Raw genomic sequence first — 19,274 nt, 5'->3', positions numbered from 1 at the left:
TGTTTTTGCTTATTAAGCACAGGCTTCCGATGCCGTCACCACCCCATTAGGTCGGACAGGCCGTCATGGATGAGCTTCAGGGAAACGATCAGCACCATCACATACATGAAGGGATAGAACACAGCCGGCTTCATGCGTTTGACCACCCACACGCCGGCAAGGGTGGCAAGCGGCGCGAGCGGGATCAGGATCAGCGACGCCGTCAGGTTCGAGCGGTCGAACTGACCGAGCGCGAAATAGGGAATGAGCTTCACCGCGTTTACGATGGCGAAGAACACAACGCTCGTCCCCGTGTAGACGCGCGGATCGTGCCCGAGCGGCAGCGCATAGACCTGATAGGGCGGCCCGCCCGCGTGGGCAACAAAACTGGTGAAACCCGCCACGCCACCCCAGAACGTACCGCGTGAACGGCTCTGGTTGGCGATGTGCGCACGCCCTGCCACCTTCTCGAAAACCCACCGCAGGAAAAAGGCGAGTGTAACGAAGCCGACAATCAGGCGCACATGCCCTTCCGTCACAACCGCCGCGGTCGCCCACCCGATGGCAATACCCAAGAACGCACCGGGCAGCATGATCGAGAGCGTTCTGCGATCCATGAACCCGCGCCAGGCCCACAGCGAAACCACATCCATGACGATCAGGATCGGCAGCAGGATGGCCGCGGCCTGCACCGGCGAGACGACAAGCGAAAGCATTGGCACGCCAAGCAGGGCCATGGCCCCGCCGAAACCGCCCTTTGAAAGCCCCACGAGAATGACGGCGGGAACCGCTGCGAAATAGAATGCCGGATCGGAAAGAAGTGCGTTCATGAAACTCGTCTGCGCCCCGAATGTCGGGCCCGACTCTCATAGCCCCCCTGCCCGGATTTGGCGAGAGTCACCGGAAGTGCTTCAATTTTCCTTGTCGTTCACCCCGCTCGTCGTCTATGCCGCATTCAAACCAAATTGACGGGCAAGAAACGGTTCAGACCGGTTTAGCGCGGACCTGCGTACGACAGTGAGACGGAGCCTTTTCGCCACGCGGGCAAATCACGAACAGGCTTGAGGAGTTGCCAAATGACCAATCGCTGCCGCCTCGTATTGATCGCACCGCCGCCCGAAACGGCTGCCAATGACGAAGCGCATCTGGAGGCCGCACTCTCAGGGGGAGACGTCGCCTCGCTGATCATCCCCGATTACGGACAGGATGAAGTCAGTTTCCAGGCCCGCGCCGAGCGCCTCACCCCCATTGCACAGGCCCGCAATGTCGCGGTGATGATCGCCGGCGCGCCGCGCATCGCCGCCCGCGTCAAGGCCGACGGCATTCATGTCGAGGGGTCGCTCGAAGAGCTCGCCGACGTGATCGAGAAATATCAGGACCGGATGATGATCGGGGTCGGCGGCATGAAAACCCGCGACGACGCCCTTCAATACGGAGAGTTGCAGCCCGACTATCTGTTCTTCGGCCGCTTTGGCTACGATAACAAGCCCGAACCTCATCCCCGCAATCTGACCCTCGGCACCTGGTGGTCCGAGATGGTGGAAATTCCCTGCATCGTGATGGGCGGCAACACCATTGCCTCTGTCGAGCCGGTCTCGGCAAGCGGTTCGGATTTCACCGCGCTCTGCGCCGCGGTGTTTGCCGATGAGACCGATCCCGCGGCAGCGGTGGCAGAAGCCAATTCCATCCTCGACAGGGCCGCACAGCAAGTTGAGGGAGCCTGATCATGCGCCCACGTTTCCTTCCCGCCTTGCTCCTTGCCGCCGCATTTTGCGGGCTTGCGGGAAACGCGCGCGCTGCCGGCAATGTCGAGCCGGAAACGGCAGGCTCCGGCGCCCCTCAGGCAAGCGAGCGCATGTCCGATCGCCTGCAACCGCCGGGCGACCGTCCTCTTTCAGCCCCCACGGTCGACCAGGTGGACCCGGATCGTTTCGGCAAACTGCCGGACGCCGCCTATGGTGCATTCCAGCGCGGCTACTACATCACCGCGCACAATCTCGCGCTGCCGCGTGCGGAAGCCGGCGACGCAGCCGCGCAAACCCTTGTGGCCGAAATCTATGCGCGCGGCCTCGGCATGCCCCGCAGCGCCACCAAAGCGGCAGAATGGTATTCGAAAGCCGCACAGCAGGGCGTTCCTGAAGCCCAGTTCCAGTATGCGCTTATGCTGCTCGACGGAAACTTCGTTGAAAAGGATACGGACCGGGCGTTCGAGCTCATGCAGATTGCGGCGGACAAGGGCAACCGGCTCGCCCAGTTCAATCTCGCCCAGATGATCCTCGACCGGCAATCCAGCTTCGAAAGCCAGAAACGTGCGGTGAGCTATTACGAAAAGGCTGCCAACGCCGGTCTCGCCGACGCGCAATACGCCATGGCCCAAGTTTACGCCAACGGCTTTGGCGGCCGGCAGGCAGATGACAAAGTCGCCCGGAGCTGGCTCGAGAGATCGGCAATGCAGAACTTCGACACCGCGCAGCTGGACCTCGGCACCTGGCTGGTGGAAGGGCGCGGCGGCGCGCGCAACACGCAGGCCGGCTTCGGCTGGCTCAAGCGCGCGGCTGAAGGCGGCAATGTCGCGGCACAAAACCGGCTTGCCAAGCTCTACCGTGCCGGTGTCGGGGTTGAGGCAAACGTCATCGAGGGCGCGGCCTGGTATGTCTCCGCCCGCCGGGCTGGCCTCATTGACCCCGAGAACGAGGATTTCCTTGCCGGCCTCACGCCGGAAGAAATGAAAGATGCGATCCAGCGCGCAAATCGGCTTCGCTGAGATTTTCCTGGATCACAATCCGGCGCGCGGCTTGCCTTGAACCCCGTTTTATGGTCTTGGAAGCGCCGAATTGCGCGTGACTGCGCGCTTGAGACCCGCAGGACGATCACATGAAAATCAACGGCAACGAAATCCGCCCCGGTAACGTCATTGAGCACAATGGCGGCCTCTGGGTTGCAGTTAAGACCAACGCTGTGAAACCCGGCAAGGGCGGCGCATACAACCAGGTCGAGCTGAAGAACCTGATCGACGGCACCAAGCTCAACGAGCGCTTCCGCGCGGCCGAGACGGTCGAGCGCGTGCGCCTCGAGCAGAAGGACTTCAGCTTCCTCTATGAACAGGAAGATGCGCTGGTGTTCATGGATTCCGAAACCTACGAACAGCTTGAACTGCAGAAGGATTTCGTCGGCGATCGCGCCGCGTTCCTGCAGGATGGCATGACCGTGACCGTGGAACTCTATGAAGAAAAGCCCATCGGCATTTCCCTGCCTGATCAGGTCACGCTCACGATCGCTGAAGCGGATCCCGTGGTGAAAGGCCAGACGGCAGCCTCCTCCTACAAGCCGGCCGTGCTTGAGAATGGCGTGCGCGTCATGGTCCCGCCTTTCATCGAGGCCGGCGAGAAGATCGTGGTCGACACCAACGAAATCACCTATCTGCGCCGCGGCGAATAACGTCCGCCCGGCGCGCTTACCGAAACTTCAAGTCACAAAGGCTCTTCCCCCATGGCCCGTTCGGCGATCATCAATGTCATGGTTCAGGCTGCCATGAAGGCAGGCCGCTCCCTCGCACGCGATTTCGGCGAGGTGCAGAACCTGCAGGTTTCGCTGAAAGGCCCCGGTGACTATGTGAGCCAGGCCGACCGCAAGGCCGAGGAAATCATCCACGCCGAGCTGGCGCGTGCCCGTCCGGGCTATTCCTTCCTTATGGAGGAGAGCGGCACGGTCGAGGGTGACGACCCGCAGCACCGCTGGATTGTCGATCCGCTCGACGGCACGACGAACTTCCTGCACGGCATCCCGATCTTCTCGATCTCGATTGCCCTGGAGCGTCAGGGGCAGATCGTCGCCGGTGTGATCTACAACCCTGCGATGGACGAGCTTTACACTGCCGAACGCGGTGGTGGCGCTTTCCTGAACGACCGCCGCCTACGCGTTGCGGCCCGCAGCAGGCTGTCCGACGCGGTTGTCGGCACGGGCATCCCGCATCTGGGACGCGGCCATCATGGCACCGCCCTTCTCGACCTGCGCAACGTCATGGGCGAGACGGCCGGCATCCGCCGGCTCGGTTCGGCGGCGCTGGATCTCGCCTATGTCGCCGCGGGGCGCATGGACGGCTTCTGGGAAGACACGCTCTCCCCCTGGGACATTGCAGCGGGCATCATCCTCGTGCGCGAAGCCGGCGGGTTTGTCAGCGATAAAAAGGGCGGCGACAAAATGTTCGACACGGGCCAGATCGTCGCCGGCAATGAAGCCATTCACCGCGCCCTGCTCAAGACCCTGGCCAGGCCCGCTCCCCAGAAGAGCTGACCTACACACCCACCAGGCATATCCGCAGCCCTCACCCTGAGTGTGCCGAAGAGCGAGGGCATCTGGCGCTGCCTGCGCGATTTGGCGGGCTCATTGCGGTCACTCCTCGGGCTTCAGGATGGCAATAGCTGATCCCGGCATCACATGATGCTGTGCGCGACTTTCAATTTCGTCATATTTGCGATTAGAATCCTGCGCGATACAGGAATCAGTAGTGGTTCTGCACCGCAATGGATACGAGGAGCTGATGGCCTTGCTGAAATCGCGTGAGGACGCCGAACCATCCGTTGGGCTCGATTACGACCCGCACACGCTCTCGAGCCCGCAGGTCTTCCTCTATTCCATGCTGGTTTTTCTGGCGATAGCAGGCTTCGTGGCCGCCATTCTCTACCGGCAGATCGCTTCCGCCTTTCAGACCAACCCCGGCCTGAACGGCCTGATCCTCGGTGTTCTCCTGATCGGCATTCTGCTTGCCTTCATGCAGGTCACGCGCCTGTTTCGGGAAGTGCGGTGGGTCAACTCCTTCCGTGCGGGTTCGGAAGCATCCGATCCCGTTCTGCTCGCACCGATGAAAGCGCTTTTGAGCCGAGCCTCCTCCATGGCGCTGTCGACCAGCTCCATGCGTTCCATTCTCGATTCCATCGCAACACGCCTTGATGAAAGCCGCGACATCTCGCGCTACCTGATCGGCCTTTTGGTCTTTCTCGGCCTGCTCGGCACCTTCTGGGGTCTTTTGCAGACCATCGGCTCCATCGGCGACACCATCCAGTCCCTGGACCCCGCCTCCGGCAATGCCAACGACGTTCTGGATGCTTTGAAATCCGGCCTTTCCGCGCCGCTGGAAGGCATGGGAACGGCCTTCTCCTCCTCACTCTTCGGCCTCTCCGGCTCACTGATCCTGGGCTTTCTCGACCTGCAGGCTGGCCGGGCCCAGAACCGGTTTTACACAGAGCTTGAAAACTGGCTCTCCTCCGTCACGGATCTGGGTTCGGATCTTTCCGAAGGCCGCAACGGCGCTTCCGAGGAGATGCAGCAGCTTGCCGACAAGCTGCGCGCAGCCCAGGAAGAAGGCACGTCCAGCCCCCGCCTGACCGCCTCCATGGCCAACCTCGCCGAAGGCATATCCGGCCTCGTCAAGAACATGCGCCAGGAACAGCAGATGATGCGCGACTGGGTGGAAGCCCAGGCCGATGAACAGAAAGCCATGCGTGCCACGCTCGAAAAACTGTCTGCTGCACTGAAAAAGCGGGAAGGCTGACATGGCGCTTGCCCGCGCACGCCGCACAGACCGGCGGGTCGATTACTGGCCGGGTTTCGTGGATGCCATGGCGACGCTGCTGCTCGCCATCATGTTCCTGCTCTCCGTCTTCGTTCTGGCGCAGTATTTCCTCAGCCAGGAAATCACCGGCAAGGATGCCGTGCTCGACCGGCTGAATGCGCAGATCAACGAGTTGACGCAGCTTCTTGCTCTTGAGCAGGCCAACAGCCAGGATGCCGAAGACACCATCGCCAACCTGCGCGCTTCGCTCGAGGACATTCGCGCCGACCGCTCGCGGCTGGAACAGATTCTGGCAAGCGGCAGCGGCCAGAGCGAGCAGGCCGAAGCCCGGATCGGTGAACTTTCCGGCGCCCTTGATGAAGAACGTCAGGTCAGTCAGCGCGCTCTGTCGCAGGTGGAGCTTCTGAACCAGCAGATTTCAGCGCTGCGCAAACAGATCGGCGCGCTGGAAGCCGCCCTTGAGGTTTCTGAAGAGCGCGACCGCGAATCCCGCACCAAGATCGCCGATCTCGGGCGCCGCCTCAACGTGGCGCTGGCCCAGCGCGTTCAGGAACTGAACCGCTATCGCTCCGACTTCTTCGGCCGTCTGCGCGAAATCCTCTCCGACCGCGAAAACATTCGCATCGTTGGTGACCGTTTCGTGTTCCAGTCGGAAGTTCTGTTCCCCTCCGGCGCCACGGAGATCAATCCCAATGGCCGCGAGGAAATGCGCAAGCTGGCAGACGCCATTCTCGAGCTGCAGAAAGAAATCCCGCCCGAAATCAACTGGGTTCTGCGCGTCGACGGCCATACGGATGACGTGCCGCTTTCCGGCACCGGACGCTTCCGCGACAACTGGGAGCTTTCAACCGCGCGCGCCACGGCCGTCGTCAAGTTCCTGATCGAAAACGGCGTGCCGGCGAACCGGCTCGTTGCCGCCGGCTTCGGCGAATATCAGCCGCTCGACACCGAAGACACCGCCGAAGCCCGTGCCCGCAACCGCCGCATCGAGCTGAAGCTTACCGAGCGTTGATCTTTCCTTCTGCAGGGCTGTCCCTGCTCTCCTTCCATGCGTATGAGGAGCTTCATGTCCTTCCAGAAACTCGATGACCTTGGCCACAGGCTGGAAGCGCTCGACCATGCGCTGGCAATCCTCGGTGCGGATGAGGCAACGCATATGGCGCCCGGCGGTGGCGAAGCACGTGCCGAGGCCATGTCCACGCTGGCCGGCATGGCGCATCGTCAGGCGACCGCACCCGAAATCGCCGACTGGATCGAGGCGGCCGGGCAGGAAGACCTGAACGCCGATCAGAAAACGGCAGTCGCGGAATTCCGCCGCCACTACATCAACCTCACCTGCCTGCCCTCGGACTTCGTGGAACGCCAGACCCGCACTCGCATGCGCTGCGAACAGCTTTGGCGCGAGGCGCGCCCGAAGGGCGATTGGGCCGGCTTCCTGCCAGCACTCGAAGGCGTTATCGAGATGGCGAGGGAAGAGGCTGCGCGTCGCTCCGACGTGCTCGGCCTCGACCCGTATGATGCGCTAATGGAGCAGTTCGACCCCGGCAACAGAACGGCGGAAATCGCTCCCGTTTTCGAGAATTTGAAGGCGTTTCTGGTTGATTTCGTCCCAAACGCGCTGGAAATCCAGAAAAAGAAGCGGGCGAAGAATCCGCTGCGCCCGCTGTCGGGAAATTACCCGGTCGAGCGGCAGCGCGAGCTTGGACTGGCGATGATGGCGGCGGTCGGTTTCGACCTGACACGCGGCAGCCTCTCTGTCTCGCACCACCCGTTTTGCGGCGGCGTTCCGACCGATGTGCGCATCACCACGCGCTATCGCACCGACGAGTTTCTCTCTTCGCTGATGGGCATCCTGCATGAAACCGGCCACGCGCTCTATGAGCAGAACCTGCCGCACGAATGGGCGCACTGGCCGCTCGGCAGGGCGCGGGGCATGGCGATGCACGAAAGCCAGAGCCTGTTTGTCGAAAAACAGATCGGCCGCAACCCGGCTTTCTGGGAATGGGCGCTGCCGGTGGTGGAGAAGCATCTCGGCGAAAAATGGTCGAAAGACGAGATCCTCGCCCATGTACACCATGTCGAGCGCGGGCTGATCCGTGTTGATGCGGACGAAGTGACCTATCCGCTGCATGTCATCCTGCGCTTCGAATTGGAACAGGACCTGATCGCCGACAGGCTCGAAGCCCGCGATCTGCCGGAAGCCTGGGACGAAAAGATGAAAGCCTATCTTGGCCTGTCAACGATCGACACGCCGCAGGATGGGCCGATGCAGGATGTCCACTGGCCCTCCGCCGCCTTCGGTTATTTCCCCTCCTACACGCTCGGCGCCATGATCGCCGCGCAGCAGTGGTCGGCGATCGAGAAGGATATTCCAGATGTGAACGAGCAGTTCGCCCGGGGCCAGTTCGAGGCGGTGAACGCATGGCGGCGCGAAAAGATCTGGTCGCAGGCCTCCCGGCTCTCCACGCCGGACCTGATCGAACAGGCGACCGGCGAGCCGCTCAATGCGGCGCATTTCACAAGGCATCTGGAACAGCGCTACGGCGCATAGGCACCGGGGCTGCGCTCAATCGCACTTGCTCATCCCACCAAAGCAGCCGACACTCGCCATCGGCCGCTTTGGGAGGTGACATGGCTGATCAATTCGATGCGATCGTCGTCGGCGCCGGCCTCGCCGGACTGGTAGCGGCAGCCGAACTGGCCGACGTCGGCAAGCGCGTTGCACTGCTTGAACAGGAAGGCGAAAACGGGCTCGGTGGCCAGGCCTTCTGGTCGCTGGGCGGGCTCTTCTTCGTCGATAGTCCCGAACAGCGGCGGATGCGCATCGCCGATAGCCGCGAACTCGCCCTGCAGGACTGGATGGGCTCGGCGCAGTTCGACCGTGAAGAAGATTTCTGGCCCCGCAGGGTGGCCGAAGCCTATATCGACTTTGCCGCCGGCGAGATGCGTCCATGGCTCCATGCCATGGGCATGCGCTGGTTCCCAGTGGTGGGCTGGGCGGAACGTGGCGGCAGCCTCGCCGATGGTCACGGCAATTCGGTACCCCGCTTTCACATCACGTGGGGAACCGGCCCCGGTGTGGTGGAGCCTTTCGCCAGGCGCATTCTCGCCCATGCCAAAACCGGCCGCATTGCAATGAAGTTTCGCCATCAGGCAAGCCGCCTTGTACGCCGGAAGGGCGCGATCTCCGGCGTGGCGGGCGAAATCCTGGAACCTTCGACGGTGGAGCGCGGTCAAAAGTCAGGACGCGACATCGTCGGCGATTTCGAGTTCACTGCCGATGCCGTGATCGTCGCCTCCGGCGGCATTGGCGGCAATCTGGACCTGGTGCGCAGAAACTGGCCGACGAAACGGCTCGGCCCCGCACCGAAGACAATGATCGCCGGCGTCCCGCATCATGTCGACGGCCGCATGATCGGCATTGCCCGAAAATCGGGTGCGGCCACCATCAACACCGATCGCATGTGGCACTATACGGAAGGCGTGAAGAACTGGGCGCCAATCTGGCCCGATCACGGCATTCGCATTCTTCCCGGCCCTTCTTCGCTCTGGTTCGATGCCGAAGGCAACCGCCTTCCCGCGCCCTGCATGCCGGGTTTCGACACGCTCTCCACGCTGAAGCACATTCTTGGGACCGGCTACGACTATTCCTGGTTCGTGCTGACCCAGAAGATCATCGAGAAGGAGTTCGCTCTCTCTGGCTCCGAGCAGAATCCGGACCTGACGTCGAAGCGCTGGATCGAGGTCTTGAAAAGCCGCCGCGGCAAGGGCGCGCCACCACCGGTTGAAGCGTTCAAGGAGAAAGGTGAGGATTTCATCGTCCGCGACGATCTGAAATCACTGGTGGAAGCCATGAACACGCTCGCAGGCAAACCGCTGATCGATCATGACCGGCTCAAGGCGCAGATCGACGCGCGCGACCGCGAGATCGGCAACGCCTTTTCCAAGGACGCACAGGTGACCGCCATTCGCGGTGCACGCGCCTATCTCGGTGACAGGCTGGTGCGGACAGCCCGACCGCACAGGATTCTTGATCCCGCCAGCGGGCCGCTGATCGCGGTGCGGCTGCACATCCTCACCCGCAAGACACTGGGTGGACTGCACACCAATCTCGACAGCCAGGTGCTGAATGCGGACGGCGAGCCCATCCCCGGTCTCTACGCCGCCGGAGAGGTGGCGGGCTTCGGCGGTGGCGGCTATCACGGTTACAACGCACTGGAAGGCACCTTCCTGGGCGGCTGCATCTTTTCCGGCCGCAACGCCGGACGCCACGCCGCCGGCCGCTGAACAGGCTTGCCAGACGGTCGCTCCCGGCACACTGTCTCCCAATGGAAGAGACCGATTCCCGATCCACCGTGGAGATCGTTGCCACCGCTGTGACAGAGGCCGTGCGCACCGGGCGGCTCGTGCCCGGCCAGCGGCTGACCGAGAGTGATTTTACCAGCCGGCTCGGCGTCTCACGCTCCTCCCTGCGCGAAGCCTTTCGCCGTCTGACTGCGGACGGGCTCCTCTCGGCTGAACCCCATCGCGGCGTTGCCGTGCGGCAGCTCTCACGCCCCGAGGTGGACAATCTGTTTCAGGTGCGTGGCGCACTGGAAGCGCTCGCGGTGAAACTCGCCCTTCCCGCGCTTCACCGGGCACCCGCTTCCCTGATCGACATTCAGCACGGCCTGGACACCGCCGCAGAAGCGGGCGACATGAACCGGTTCTCGGAGCTGAACGCCCGCTTTCACCGCCTGTTTCGGGAGACGGCGAACAACCCGCTTCTGAACGAGACACTTACGAGGCTCTCCAACTCGCTCTATTGGCTGCAGTTCCGTATTCTGGTGGACAGGCAACAGGTGTTTGAAACCAACCGGCAGCACCAGCGTCTGACTGAATGCGTAAAGGCCAATGATGCATCCGGCGCGGAAGCAGCGATGCTCGGCCATATCGAAAACGCAAGAACCCTGATCCAGTCGCTGCCCGACGACCATTTCGCGCAGGTCTCCACCACCCGGTCTGATTAAGCCGGGCAAGACTTGACGCAGAAACCAGAACGTTGAATTGTCCGACAATAATATAAGACAATCGGGAGAAGATGTTCGTATGAGCACGCAGCCAGTTCAGGAATACCGTCCCGTACCCCTGCCGGACTACCAGGAGCTTCCGCTTGACGAGATGCGCAGGCGGGCGCAGGCCTTCTACGACGAGATCCGCACCCGGCATACGGTGCGCGACTTTTCCTCCCGGCCCGTCCCGCGCGACATCATCGAGACCTGCATCAGGGCTGCAGGCACGGCACCCAACGGCGCAAATCATCAGCTGGCACTTCGCCGTGATCGGCGACCCTGCCGTGAAAAAACAGATCCGCGAAGCAGCCGAAGTCGAGGAAAAGGCGTTTTATGAAGGCCGCGCCGGCGAAGAATGGCTGCAGGCGCTGGCGCCGCTCGGCACGGATGCGAGCAAACCGTTTCTGGAAGAGGCGCCCTGGCTGATCTGCGTGTTCGGCGAGCGCCGCAGCCGCTCTGCCGATGGCGTGAAGCGCAAGAATTACTATGTGCCCGAATCGGTCAGCATCGCCACCGGATTTCTCATCGCCGCGCTGCACAGGGCGGGTCTCGCAACACTGACCCACACGCCCAACCCGATGAGCTTTCTCAACGAACTGTGCGGCCGCGACCCGCACGACAAGCCCTATATTTTGATGGTCGTCGGCTATCCGAAAGAGGGGGCAACGATTCCCGAACATGCGATGGAAAAGAAGCCGCTGGAGGAGATCGCGACTTTTATTTGAAGGATGGCGTCATAGAGACCGAATTTTCTTCAATATCCGAAAAGCGGTCTCTACATCTCGCAAAATCCACTTTTTGAGTTTCGGCACCGGACTCTGATCATCTGCCTCCCCGCCTGCCGAAATATTCAGATACTGGTAAACTGTCTCATCGCCATATCTGCAAAGCCGTTTCCTCATGGATGTTGATATACGATCCTGCGTTCCATTCGCGCACGAAATTTGAAAATACTTATTTCCGTGTTCGCTCTTTACTTCGGAACCGAATAACCACTCGGCGGCATGCATACCTCTTAATACTTCAAGCGTTTTTTCATCCGACGAGCACTTTAGGCTCTTATTCTTGTTTTTGTTCACAATGATATGGCGATATTGGCCACCCTGAACCTGTATCTCCAATACGATATTGCTCGCCCCACCCAAGCGGGGTTCAAACGTGACACATGGTGTACTGTTGAACAGGCCAGACCAGACATTGACATAGTTTTCTAAATTATCATTGATACCATCAAACACGTTATATCGCTCTTCTCTCAGAAAATTTGATATTTCCTGACGGAACGCAGACGCCTGGTACTTCTTGAGTGTTTGACCAAATCCTATACGATCCAGCTTTTCGAAGACGCCCCAATCGCAAAACCAGTATTTTTCACCTGATTCTTTTAATCTAAAATACTCATCCCCAATAGAGCCAAGATGAAAAATCATCTCAGCGTATTCTTTTATATAAAAATAGTGACTTTCTTTAATAATAGAAGAATTATTATAAGCCCAATTGATAATATATTTAGATAATTCTTTATATTGTTTACATTCCCATCCTATTTCATTTAAAACACCCTTACAATCGAGTGGGTCAGCAATAGAAATGACAAATCTACGAACATTCCTACCCTGTATTTTTTCCGAATAGTGTTTAAGTTGATCGATTTTAACAATATCCTTAATCTTATTCTCAATAATTAAAATTGGTTCGTCATTTTTAAATATAGTAATATCTATATTATTTTTCTCCCGAAATACGGATAAGCCTTCAAAGTCAGACAAACCGAAAAAGCTAAGAGACGTTGGATAATTGCGAAAAAGCCACGCGAGAAAGTTCGAGTGGAATAATTCCCTGGAAGACAATGATAAGTTGAATAACAGGTCATCCTTCAGAAACGTGAAATGGTCCTCAATATTTAGATCGATGCTCAAATTCATTCCTTGACCCCCTCCCTACTCCGCAGCCTCCCCAAAGGCATTGAACTGCAGGCTTGCAAGCTGTGCATAGACGCCTCCTGCCGCCACGAGCTCGGCATGTGTGCCTTCTTCAACAATGCGCCCTCCATCCATCACGAGAATGCGGTCGGCTTTCAGCACCGTCGACAGCCGGTGCGCGATGACAAGCGTGGTACGTCCCTTCATCAGATGCTCCAGCGCCTGCTGCACCAGTGTCTCGCTTTGCGAATCGAGCGCCGATGTCGCTTCGTCGAGAAGCAGGATCGGCGCATCGCGCAATATCGCGCGCGCAATGGCCATGCGCTGACGCTGACCGCCCGACAGGGTGACACCGCGCTCGCCCACCGGTGTGTCGTACCCGTTTGCCAGTTCGCTGATGAAGTCATGCGCCAGTGCGGCTTTGGCTGCGGCCTCGACTTCGGCACGTGTGGCGTCCGGCCGGCCAAAGGCAATGTTCTCCGCCGCACTGGCGGCAAAAATGGTGACATCCTGCGGAACGATTGCCATACGGCCCCGCAGGGCCCGCGGATCGGCCTTGCGCGCGTCGACGCCGTCCACCCGGATCAAGCCGGAATCGGGATCGTAATACCGCAGGAGCAGCGAGAAGAGTGTGGTCTTGCCAGCGCCTGACGGACCGACAATGGCGACCGTTTCACCCGGCTCCACAGAAAATGCAAGACCGTGAATGGCCGACCGGTCCGGCCGGGTCGGATAGGCAAAAGACACATCCTCGAAGGCTACGGCCCCACGTGCAGCGTCGGGCAAGGCGACCGGATTGGCTGGTGCGGTGATGACCGGTTCTTCGGCCAGAAGCTCGCTCATGCGCTCCGCCGCACCGGCAGCCTGCGAAAGTTCGCCCCAGACTTCGGACAAAGCACCCAGCGCGCCTGCCGCAAGCACCGAATAGAGCAGGAACTGTCCAAGCGTGCCCGGTGACATCGCACCCGACAGCACATCACGCGAACCGAACCACAACACGGCCACGACCGAGCTGAAGGTCATGAAAATGGCAAAGAAGGTGAGAAAGGATCGCGCAAAGATGGAAGACCGCGCCGCCGCAAACGCCGTCTCTATCGCCTCGGAAAACTTCCCCCTTGCCTCAGCTTCGCCCGTAAAGGCCTGCAGCGTCCGCATCGCACCGATCTGCTCGCCCGCATAGGCCGTGGCATCGGCCAGCGTGTCCTGCGCAAACCGCGACCGCTGGCGAACGGAGCGCCCAAAGGCCACCAGTGGCAGCACGATGACGGGGATCGCCGCCACGACGAGCAGCGAAAGCCGCGGGCTCGTGACGACCATCATGCCGACGGCCCCCAGCCCCATGATCACATTGCGCAGCGCCTGGGAGATTGTGGCACCCACGGCGGATTTGACCTGCGTCGCATCGGCGGAGATGCGCGAGACAATCTCGCCCGACTGAACCGTGTCGAAAAAACCCGGAGACAGGCGCGTCACATGGTCGAACACATCGCGCCGGAGGTCGCTGACAACACGCTCGCCAAGTGTGATGACGAAGAAATAGCGGCCCGCCGAGGCAACGGCCAGTACGGCTGCCACCACAATCAGCATGGAGAAGTAATTGGCAATGAAGATCGAATCCGATTCCGAAAAACCGTGATCGATCATGCGGCGCACGGCGAGCGGAAGCGTGAGCGTTGCAATGGCCGCGATGACGAGGAAAAATCCAGCGCAGGCAGCAAGACCGCGATAGCGACCGACATAGGGCAGAAGGCGCCTGAGCGGCTTGAGAGACCGCCGCTTCGCTGCCTGTTGCCTCTCATCCGACGCCGTTTGTGTGCGCGCCATTGGCTTTCCCTTTTTCACACCATGCCCGAGAGCGGCAATTTGTACGCCGCTCAACTCTTGTCTTGTCGCCGGACCTGATGTATAGGCTCGCCAACCAATTCCGAAGCCGTAGCCTTCCTTGGCCACGGCTTCAAGTTTTCAGGATGGGTGCAATTGCCGCAAGTGCGGAGTGGATTGTTACCCCGACCAAATTCAGGACAAGCCGATGAAAGCCGATATTCATCCCGACTATCACACGATCAAGGTCGTCATGACGGACGGCACCGAGTACGAGACGCGCTCCACCTGGGGCAAGGAAGGCGATACGCTTCAGCTCGACATCGACCCGTCCACGCACCCGGCCTGGACCGGCGGTCAGCAGTCGCTGATGGACCGCGGTGGCCGCGTGTCGAAGTTCAAGCAGCGTTACCAGGGCCTCGGCATCTAAGCCGCCCTATCGCTACGGAAATTGCAGAAAACCCGCCTCACGAGGGCGGGTTTTTTGTTGCCTGCTTGTCGATGTGTCCAAGATCGCGCTCCGGGTCGATCACGTCGCGCACGCGCTGTTTGAGCGTCTTGGCGTCCGGAAAGCCGCCGTCATGCTTGCGCTCCCATATGAGGATGCCGTTGCAGGTGACCTCGAAAACGCCGCCCGTGCCCGGACGCAGCGCCACTTCCGAAAGCTCTGTGGAAAAGGTGGAGAGAAGCTCCTGCGCGAGCCACGCGGACCGGAGGAGCCACTGGCACTGGGTGCAATAGGTAATCGCGACGCGATGCTCTTTCATGCCACCCCGTCCCTATAGCAATTCCAGGAAAAGTGGAGACCGGTTTTCCGTCCGGAATTGCGTGAAAACAAGCAGTCAGACCGCATTGTCGATTCCTCGAAACGCTGAAGCGGTCCAGCCATTCGCCAGCGGGTTCTGCCGGACACCCATGCCCGGCAGAAGCGCAGTCAGGCCGCGCTGAGCTTTGCGAGCGTTTCGTCATCCACCTCGAAATTGGCGTAGACGTTCTGCACGTCATCGTCGTCTTCAAGCGTGGCAACCAGTTTGAGGATCGACTGCGCACGCTCTTCATCGACAGGCGTTCCGGTCTGCGGACGCCAGATCGCCTTGACGGATTCGGCCTCGCCCAGCGAGGCTTCCAGCGCCGCTGTGACGTCGCCAATATCCTCGAAGGCACAGGTGATGACATGGCCGTTCTCATCCGACTGGACATCCTCGGCACCGGCCTCGATGGCGGCTTCCATCACGGTGTCGGCATCGCCCTTGTCGGTCGGATAGATGATCTCTCCGACGCGGTCGAACATGAAGGCCACCGAGCCAGTCTCGCCAAGCGACCCACCGGCCTTGGTGAAGGCAGCGCGAATGTTGGAGGCAGAGCGGTTGCGGTTGTCGGTCAGCGCCTCGACGATCACGGCGACGCCGCCCGGGCCGTAGCCCTCATAGCGCACCTCGTCATAGTTCTCCGCATCGCCGCCTGCCGCCTTCTTGATGGCGCGCTCAATGTTGTCCTTCGGCATGGACTGGGCCTTGGCGTTCTGGATGGCCAGGCGCAGGCGCGGGTTCATCGCCGGGTCGGGCAGTCCCATCTTGGCAGCGACGGTGATTTCGCGCGCCAGTTTGGAAAACATCTTCGAGCGAACGGCATCCTGCCGGCCCTTGCGGTGCATGATGTTCTTGAATTGGGAATGACCGGCCATGGGGCTCCTTCTCACGGTCTTTTGAATGCAACGGAATAACGCCGCCTTATAGTGAAAATGCCGGCCAACGTCCAGAACCGCCGGCGGCCAAACGTGGCGCGTTGCCGCGCTTTGCCGTACCATCGCCCCCTGCTCACACGGGAGAAGCAGATGAGTGCCTTCCGACTGACCGCAAGCTTACTGACATTTCTGCTCGCACCACTTGCCGCCGCCTGGGCGCAAACCGAGCGGCCAAGCACCTGCCTTGCCATGGCGCAGGCCACGCCCGGCGTGATCTACGCCGCGTTCGCCACCCCAACCGCTGCAAGCGCCGAACCGGTTGACATCACCTATGCGGGACACTCCACCTATATCATCGAGACGCCCGCCGGCGTGACCATCGCCACCGATTTCTCGGGCGCCCATGGCGCCAGTCCGGTGCCGCGTGTCGTCACCATGAACAAGGCGCATGGCACGCATTTCACCCGCAATCCCGACCCGGCCATCGAGCATGTGCTGCCGGGCTGGAACCCGGAAGGCGGGCCGGCGCGGCATTCACTTCTCGTGGAAGACGTCTATATCCGCAATGTGACGACCGACATCCACCGCTATGGCACGATGGAGCCGGACGCCAACTCCATCTTCATCTTCATCTTCGAGGTTGCCGGCCTGTGCATTGGCCATCTGGGACACCTGCACCACAGGCTCGACGACAGTGACTATGCGGCAATCGGCAGGCTCGACGTGGTGATGGTGCCCGTCGATGGCGGACTGACGCTCTCGCTCGACGGCATGAGCGAAATCGCGCGCCGGCTTTCCTCGTCCGTCATCCTGCCAATGCACCGGCACTCCACGCCGCTCAGCGCCTTCACAAGCCGGATGGGCGGTGGTTTCGAGCTGGATTTCCGCGAGGGACGGACGATCACCGTGGCGCTTGACAACCTGCCACGGCGACCGACCATCGTCATCCTGGACGGCGTTTAGCCGTACCTATTCGGCCGAACCTTCTGCCAGCGCCTTGTCACGCGCCCGCTTGCGCCGAGCCAGCATGTTGAGCCCCTCGACCAGCGCCGAGAAGCCCATGGCGGCGTAGATGTAGCCCTTGGGCACATGAAAGCCCATGCCGTCTGCGATAAGCGTCATGCCGATCATCAGCAGGAAAGCGAGCGCCAACATGACCACAGTCGGGTTGGCCGCAATGAAGCGCGACAGCGGTTCGGCAGCTATCAGCATCACGGTCACGGCCGAGATGACGGCAATGAACATGATCGCGATCTCATCGGTCATGCCGACGGCGGTGATGATGGAATCGACCGAGAAGACCAGATCGAGAAGCAGGATCTGAACGATGGCAGCACCAGCTGTCATCGTGACCTTGCCCATCATGTTCTCCTTGCCATCGTCGGGATCGACCGAATGGTGAATCTCCTTCGTGGCCTTCCAGACGAGGAAGAGGCCACCGGCAATCAGGATCAGGTCGCGCCACGAGAAACCGTGGCCGAACAGTTCGAACACCGGTTCGGTGAGCTGTACGATGATGGAGATGGTGCCAAGCAACGCGAGCCGCAGGATCAGCGCTCCGCTGATGCCGATGCGCCGCGCCCGTGCCTGCTGCTCCTTGGGCAGCTTGTTCGTGAGGATGGAGATAAAGATCAGATTGTCGATGCCGAGAACGATCTCAAGCACCACCAGGGTCACAAGCGCGACCCAGGCTTCCGGATTGGAGACAAACTCGAAGTGACCGGCAAGCCATTCCATTGCAGCACCCCTCGCTGGCAATTGTTCAAAATATAGCGTTTCGCAGAGTTATGCGTGCACGCGCCCAGCGTCAACGCCAGAAGGCGGGAACGGTTTCCTCAAGCCGGGGCCCGAGGCGCAATGGGGCAATCTTCTCGCAAAGTCCGGTACGGTCGGAAATCTCCAGCCCGACGCCGCAAATCGTGGCAGGGCCGGATGCCGCCTCGAAGCGCCCCTTGGGCACTTTTGCGGTGAAACGGTTCAGCGGTTCTTCCTTGTCCATGCCAAGCGAGGAATCGTAGTCGCCGCACATCCCGGCATCGGAGAGATAGCCAGTCCCGCCGTTGAGGATCTGGTGATCCGCCGTCGGCTGGTGCGTGTGCGTGCCCACGACGAGGCTCGCCCGCCCATCGACGAAGTGACCGAAACACATCTTCTCGGACGTTGCTTCGGCATGAAAATCGAGAATGACGCATCGGCCTGATCGCCCAGCGGACAGGCGGCCAGCACATCCTCCACGCAGGCGAACGGATCGTCGAGTTCGGGATGCATGAAGACCCGGCCCATGATGTTGGAGACAAGAACCCGCGCGCCATTCTTCGCCATGTAGACACCCGAACCGCGGCCCGGCGTGCCCTTGGGAAAATTCGCCGGCCGCAGGAAGCGCTCCTCGCGCGGGGCGAAGGTCAGCGCCTCGCGCTGATCCCAAACGTGATTGCCTGTCGTCACCACATCGGCGCCGGCATCAAGCGTAGCCCGGAAAATCTCTTCGGTGATGCCGAAACCGCCTGCGGCGTTCTCGCCATTCACCACCACGAAATCCAGCCGGAAATCGGAAATCAGGCCGGGGAGCTTTTCCCAGACCGCCGTGCGGCCCGCGCGGCCGACCATATCGCCAAGAAACAAAAATCTCATGCGCCGCTTCTAGAGCATCGGACCTAAAAGTGGAATCCGGTTTTCGGATTATTCCGATGCTCAATTGATAGTCTAGATCGTCCTTTGTGCGTCCGGATGGACGCACGGCGATCTAGAACAAGTCTGGCACTGTTGAAAAGCGCAAATGCCCCTACCCGCCATTGAAACGCCGCAGGCCCGCCTCGGTAAGGATTTCCGACAGTGGCTGGTCATGCGCCTCGTCGGGCACATGCTCGACCTCCTGGCAGTCAAAGGCGATGCCGATCAGGCGCGGCGCGAGGCCCTTTGCCTTCAGTCGCGCTATGGCGCGATCGTAATAGCCCGCTCCATAGCCGATGCGATGGCCGCGTGCATCGAAGGCCGCGAGCGGCACCAGCATCACATCGGGATCGAGCACCGCCGTGCCCTCGCCCGGTCCCATAGTACCGAACCCCATATCGATCATCGGCGCATCGGCAGGTATTCGCGGAAGACGATGGTGGTTTTATCGAGAATGGCCGGCAGCGCGATGCGTGCACCACATGCGGCAAGTGCGGTCATCAGCGGACGCACATCCATTTCAGAGCGCATCGGCCAGAAACCGGAGACCACGCCCCCCGGCGACGGCGCCAGCG

17 protein-coding genes and 3 pseudogenes are annotated in these 19,274 nt (G+C 60.7%); 12 read left to right on the top strand and 8 right to left on the bottom strand.

The window, feature by feature from the left end; genetic code table 11:
• Window positions 1-35: 35 nt before the first annotated feature.
• Complete coding sequence (locus tag JCM21793_RS00760) at window positions 36-809, bottom strand: sulfite exporter TauE/SafE family protein (protein ID WP_007007079.1); 774 nt, start codon at window positions 807-809, stop codon at window positions 36-38.
• A 246-nt stretch (window positions 810-1,055) separates the two neighbouring features.
• Between JCM21793_RS00760 and JCM21793_RS00755 the strand changes: the two genes are divergently transcribed.
• The 10 genes and pseudogenes from JCM21793_RS00755 (at window position 1,056) to JCM21793_RS23390 (ending at window position 11,327) form a co-directional block, all read left to right on the top strand.
• Entirely contained in the window at window positions 1,056-1,703 is a 648-nt protein-coding gene (locus JCM21793_RS00755; RefSeq protein ID WP_025029151.1) for a thiamine phosphate synthase, read from the top strand.
• 2 nt (window positions 1,704-1,705) lie between these two features.
• Window positions 1,706-2,743 (top strand): tetratricopeptide repeat protein, encoded by a 1,038-nt coding sequence (locus JCM21793_RS00750; protein ID WP_025029150.1) that lies wholly within the window; start codon window positions 1,706-1,708, stop codon window positions 2,741-2,743.
• A gap of 110 nt (window positions 2,744-2,853) precedes the next feature.
• Window positions 2,854-3,417, top strand: a complete 564-nt coding sequence (efp, locus tag JCM21793_RS00745; protein WP_007007082.1) for an elongation factor P — start codon at window positions 2,854-2,856, stop codon at window positions 3,415-3,417.
• A gap of 51 nt (window positions 3,418-3,468) precedes the next feature.
• Window positions 3,469-4,272 carry an inositol monophosphatase family protein gene (locus JCM21793_RS00740; RefSeq protein WP_007007083.1) on the top strand — a complete coding sequence of 268 codons (804 nt, stop codon included), beginning with the start codon at window positions 3,469-3,471 and terminating at the stop codon, window positions 4,270-4,272.
• A gap of 247 nt (window positions 4,273-4,519) precedes the next feature.
• Window positions 4,520-5,530 (top strand): MotA/TolQ/ExbB proton channel family protein, encoded by a 1,011-nt coding sequence (locus JCM21793_RS00735; RefSeq protein WP_025029149.1) that lies wholly within the window; start codon window positions 4,520-4,522, stop codon window positions 5,528-5,530.
• 1 nt (window position 5,531) lies between these two features.
• Entirely contained in the window at window positions 5,532-6,563 is a 1,032-nt protein-coding gene (locus JCM21793_RS00730) for a peptidoglycan -binding protein (RefSeq protein WP_007007084.1), read from the top strand.
• 54 nt (window positions 6,564-6,617) lie between these two features.
• Window positions 6,618-8,102, top strand: a complete 1,485-nt coding sequence (locus tag JCM21793_RS00725) for a carboxypeptidase M32 (RefSeq protein WP_025029148.1) — start codon at window positions 6,618-6,620, stop codon at window positions 8,100-8,102.
• 80 nt (window positions 8,103-8,182) lie between these two features.
• A complete protein-coding gene (locus tag JCM21793_RS00720) occupies window positions 8,183-9,838 on the top strand; it encodes an FAD-binding dehydrogenase (RefSeq protein ID WP_025029147.1) in 1,656 nt (551 codons plus the stop codon).
• 41 nt (window positions 9,839-9,879) lie between these two features.
• Window positions 9,880-10,560, top strand: a complete 681-nt coding sequence (locus tag JCM21793_RS00715; protein ID WP_025029146.1) for a GntR family transcriptional regulator — start codon at window positions 9,880-9,882, stop codon at window positions 10,558-10,560.
• A gap of 79 nt (window positions 10,561-10,639) precedes the next feature.
• Window positions 10,640-11,327, top strand: a pseudogene (locus tag JCM21793_RS23390) (nitroreductase family protein).
• A 9-nt stretch (window positions 11,328-11,336) separates the two neighbouring features.
• On the opposite strand, the gene JCM21793_RS00705 reads toward JCM21793_RS23390, so the two are convergent.
• Window positions 11,337-12,371, bottom strand: coding sequence for a PD-(D/E)XK nuclease family protein (locus JCM21793_RS00705; protein WP_162175203.1), 1,035 nt, complete (start codon window positions 12,369-12,371; stop codon window positions 11,337-11,339).
• Between the two features lie 171 nt (window positions 12,372-12,542).
• On the bottom strand, window positions 12,543-14,348 hold the full coding sequence (locus tag JCM21793_RS00700) for an ABC transporter transmembrane domain-containing protein (RefSeq protein ID WP_025029144.1): 1,806 nt from the start codon (window positions 14,346-14,348) through the stop codon (window positions 12,543-12,545).
• Between the two features lie 205 nt (window positions 14,349-14,553).
• Between JCM21793_RS00700 and rpmE the strand changes: the two genes are divergently transcribed.
• On the top strand, window positions 14,554-14,775 hold the full coding sequence (gene rpmE / locus JCM21793_RS00695; protein ID WP_007007091.1) for a 50S ribosomal protein L31: 222 nt from the start codon (window positions 14,554-14,556) through the stop codon (window positions 14,773-14,775).
• A 37-nt stretch (window positions 14,776-14,812) separates the two neighbouring features.
• On the opposite strand, the gene JCM21793_RS00690 is transcribed toward rpmE, so the two are convergent.
• Both JCM21793_RS00690 and JCM21793_RS00685 read right to left on the bottom strand, forming a co-directional pair.
• Window positions 14,813-15,112 (bottom strand): Rdx family protein, encoded by a 300-nt coding sequence (locus JCM21793_RS00690; RefSeq protein WP_025029143.1) that lies wholly within the window; start codon window positions 15,110-15,112, stop codon window positions 14,813-14,815.
• A gap of 167 nt (window positions 15,113-15,279) precedes the next feature.
• Window positions 15,280-16,029, bottom strand: coding sequence for a YebC/PmpR family DNA-binding transcriptional regulator (locus JCM21793_RS00685; RefSeq protein WP_007007093.1), 750 nt, complete (start codon window positions 16,027-16,029; stop codon window positions 15,280-15,282).
• Between the two features lie 150 nt (window positions 16,030-16,179).
• Between JCM21793_RS00685 and JCM21793_RS00680 the strand changes: the two genes are divergently transcribed.
• Window positions 16,180-16,992: an MBL fold metallo-hydrolase gene (locus tag JCM21793_RS00680; RefSeq protein ID WP_025029142.1), complete on the top strand. Its 813-nt coding sequence runs from the start codon at window positions 16,180-16,182 to the stop codon at window positions 16,990-16,992.
• Window positions 16,993-16,998: 6 nt separating this feature from the next.
• Here JCM21793_RS00680 and JCM21793_RS00675 read toward each other — a convergent pair whose 3' ends face one another.
• The 3 genes and pseudogenes from JCM21793_RS00675 to JCM21793_RS23380 all read right to left on the bottom strand — a co-directional run.
• Window positions 16,999-17,766 carry a TerC family protein gene (locus JCM21793_RS00675; protein ID WP_007007095.1) on the bottom strand — a complete coding sequence of 256 codons (768 nt, stop codon included), beginning with the start codon at window positions 17,764-17,766 and terminating at the stop codon, window positions 16,999-17,001.
• A gap of 70 nt (window positions 17,767-17,836) precedes the next feature.
• Window positions 17,837-18,660: pseudogene (locus JCM21793_RS23385) on the bottom strand (TIGR00282 family metallophosphoesterase).
• Between the two features lie 151 nt (window positions 18,661-18,811).
• Window positions 18,812-19,274 (bottom strand): annotated as a pseudogene (locus JCM21793_RS23380) (5-formyltetrahydrofolate cyclo-ligase); the annotation flags it as partial.

Origin of the sequence: Nitratireductor aquibiodomus NL21 = JCM 21793, assembly GCF_000615975.1 — a bacterium.
In the GTDB taxonomy this organism is placed as follows: domain Bacteria; phylum Pseudomonadota; class Alphaproteobacteria; order Rhizobiales; family Rhizobiaceae; genus Nitratireductor; species Nitratireductor aquibiodomus.
Note: the sequence above shows the minus strand (reverse complement) of the source record. Positions and strands in the feature narration are given on the sequence as shown.

Bases quoted from the DNA above. Each gene is read 5' to 3' on its own strand.
- JCM21793_RS00725 (WP_025029148.1), top strand. From the start codon at position 6,618: ATGTCCTTCCAGAAACTCGATGACCTTGGCCACAGGCTGGAAGCGCTC.
- JCM21793_RS00740 (WP_007007083.1), top strand. From the start codon at position 3,469: ATGGCCCGTTCGGCGATCATCAATGTCATGGTTCAGGCTGCCATGAAG.
- JCM21793_RS00760 (WP_007007079.1), bottom strand. From the start codon at position 809: ATGAACGCACTTCTTTCCGATCCGGCATTCTATTTCGCAGCGGTTCCC.
- rpmE (WP_007007091.1), top strand. From the start codon at position 14,554: ATGAAAGCCGATATTCATCCCGACTATCACACGATCAAGGTCGTCATG.
- JCM21793_RS00690 (WP_025029143.1), bottom strand. From the start codon at position 15,112: ATGAAAGAGCATCGCGTCGCGATTACCTATTGCACCCAGTGCCAGTGG.
- JCM21793_RS00715 (WP_025029146.1), top strand. From the start codon at position 9,880: ATGGAAGAGACCGATTCCCGATCCACCGTGGAGATCGTTGCCACCGCT.
- JCM21793_RS00685 (WP_007007093.1), bottom strand. From the start codon at position 16,029: ATGGCCGGTCATTCCCAATTCAAGAACATCATGCACCGCAAGGGCCGG.
- efp (WP_007007082.1), top strand. From the start codon at position 2,854: ATGAAAATCAACGGCAACGAAATCCGCCCCGGTAACGTCATTGAGCAC.
- JCM21793_RS00700 (WP_025029144.1), bottom strand. From the start codon at position 14,348: ATGGCGCGCACACAAACGGCGTCGGATGAGAGGCAACAGGCAGCGAAG.
- JCM21793_RS00735 (WP_025029149.1), top strand. From the start codon at position 4,520: ATGGCCTTGCTGAAATCGCGTGAGGACGCCGAACCATCCGTTGGGCTC.
- JCM21793_RS00750 (WP_025029150.1), top strand. From the start codon at position 1,706: ATGCGCCCACGTTTCCTTCCCGCCTTGCTCCTTGCCGCCGCATTTTGC.
- JCM21793_RS00730 (WP_007007084.1), top strand. From the start codon at position 5,532: ATGGCGCTTGCCCGCGCACGCCGCACAGACCGGCGGGTCGATTACTGG.
- JCM21793_RS00720 (WP_025029147.1), top strand. From the start codon at position 8,183: ATGGCTGATCAATTCGATGCGATCGTCGTCGGCGCCGGCCTCGCCGGA.
- JCM21793_RS00675 (WP_007007095.1), bottom strand. From the start codon at position 17,766: ATGGAATGGCTTGCCGGTCACTTCGAGTTTGTCTCCAATCCGGAAGCC.
- JCM21793_RS00680 (WP_025029142.1), top strand. From the start codon at position 16,180: ATGAGTGCCTTCCGACTGACCGCAAGCTTACTGACATTTCTGCTCGCA.
- JCM21793_RS00755 (WP_025029151.1), top strand. From the start codon at position 1,056: ATGACCAATCGCTGCCGCCTCGTATTGATCGCACCGCCGCCCGAAACG.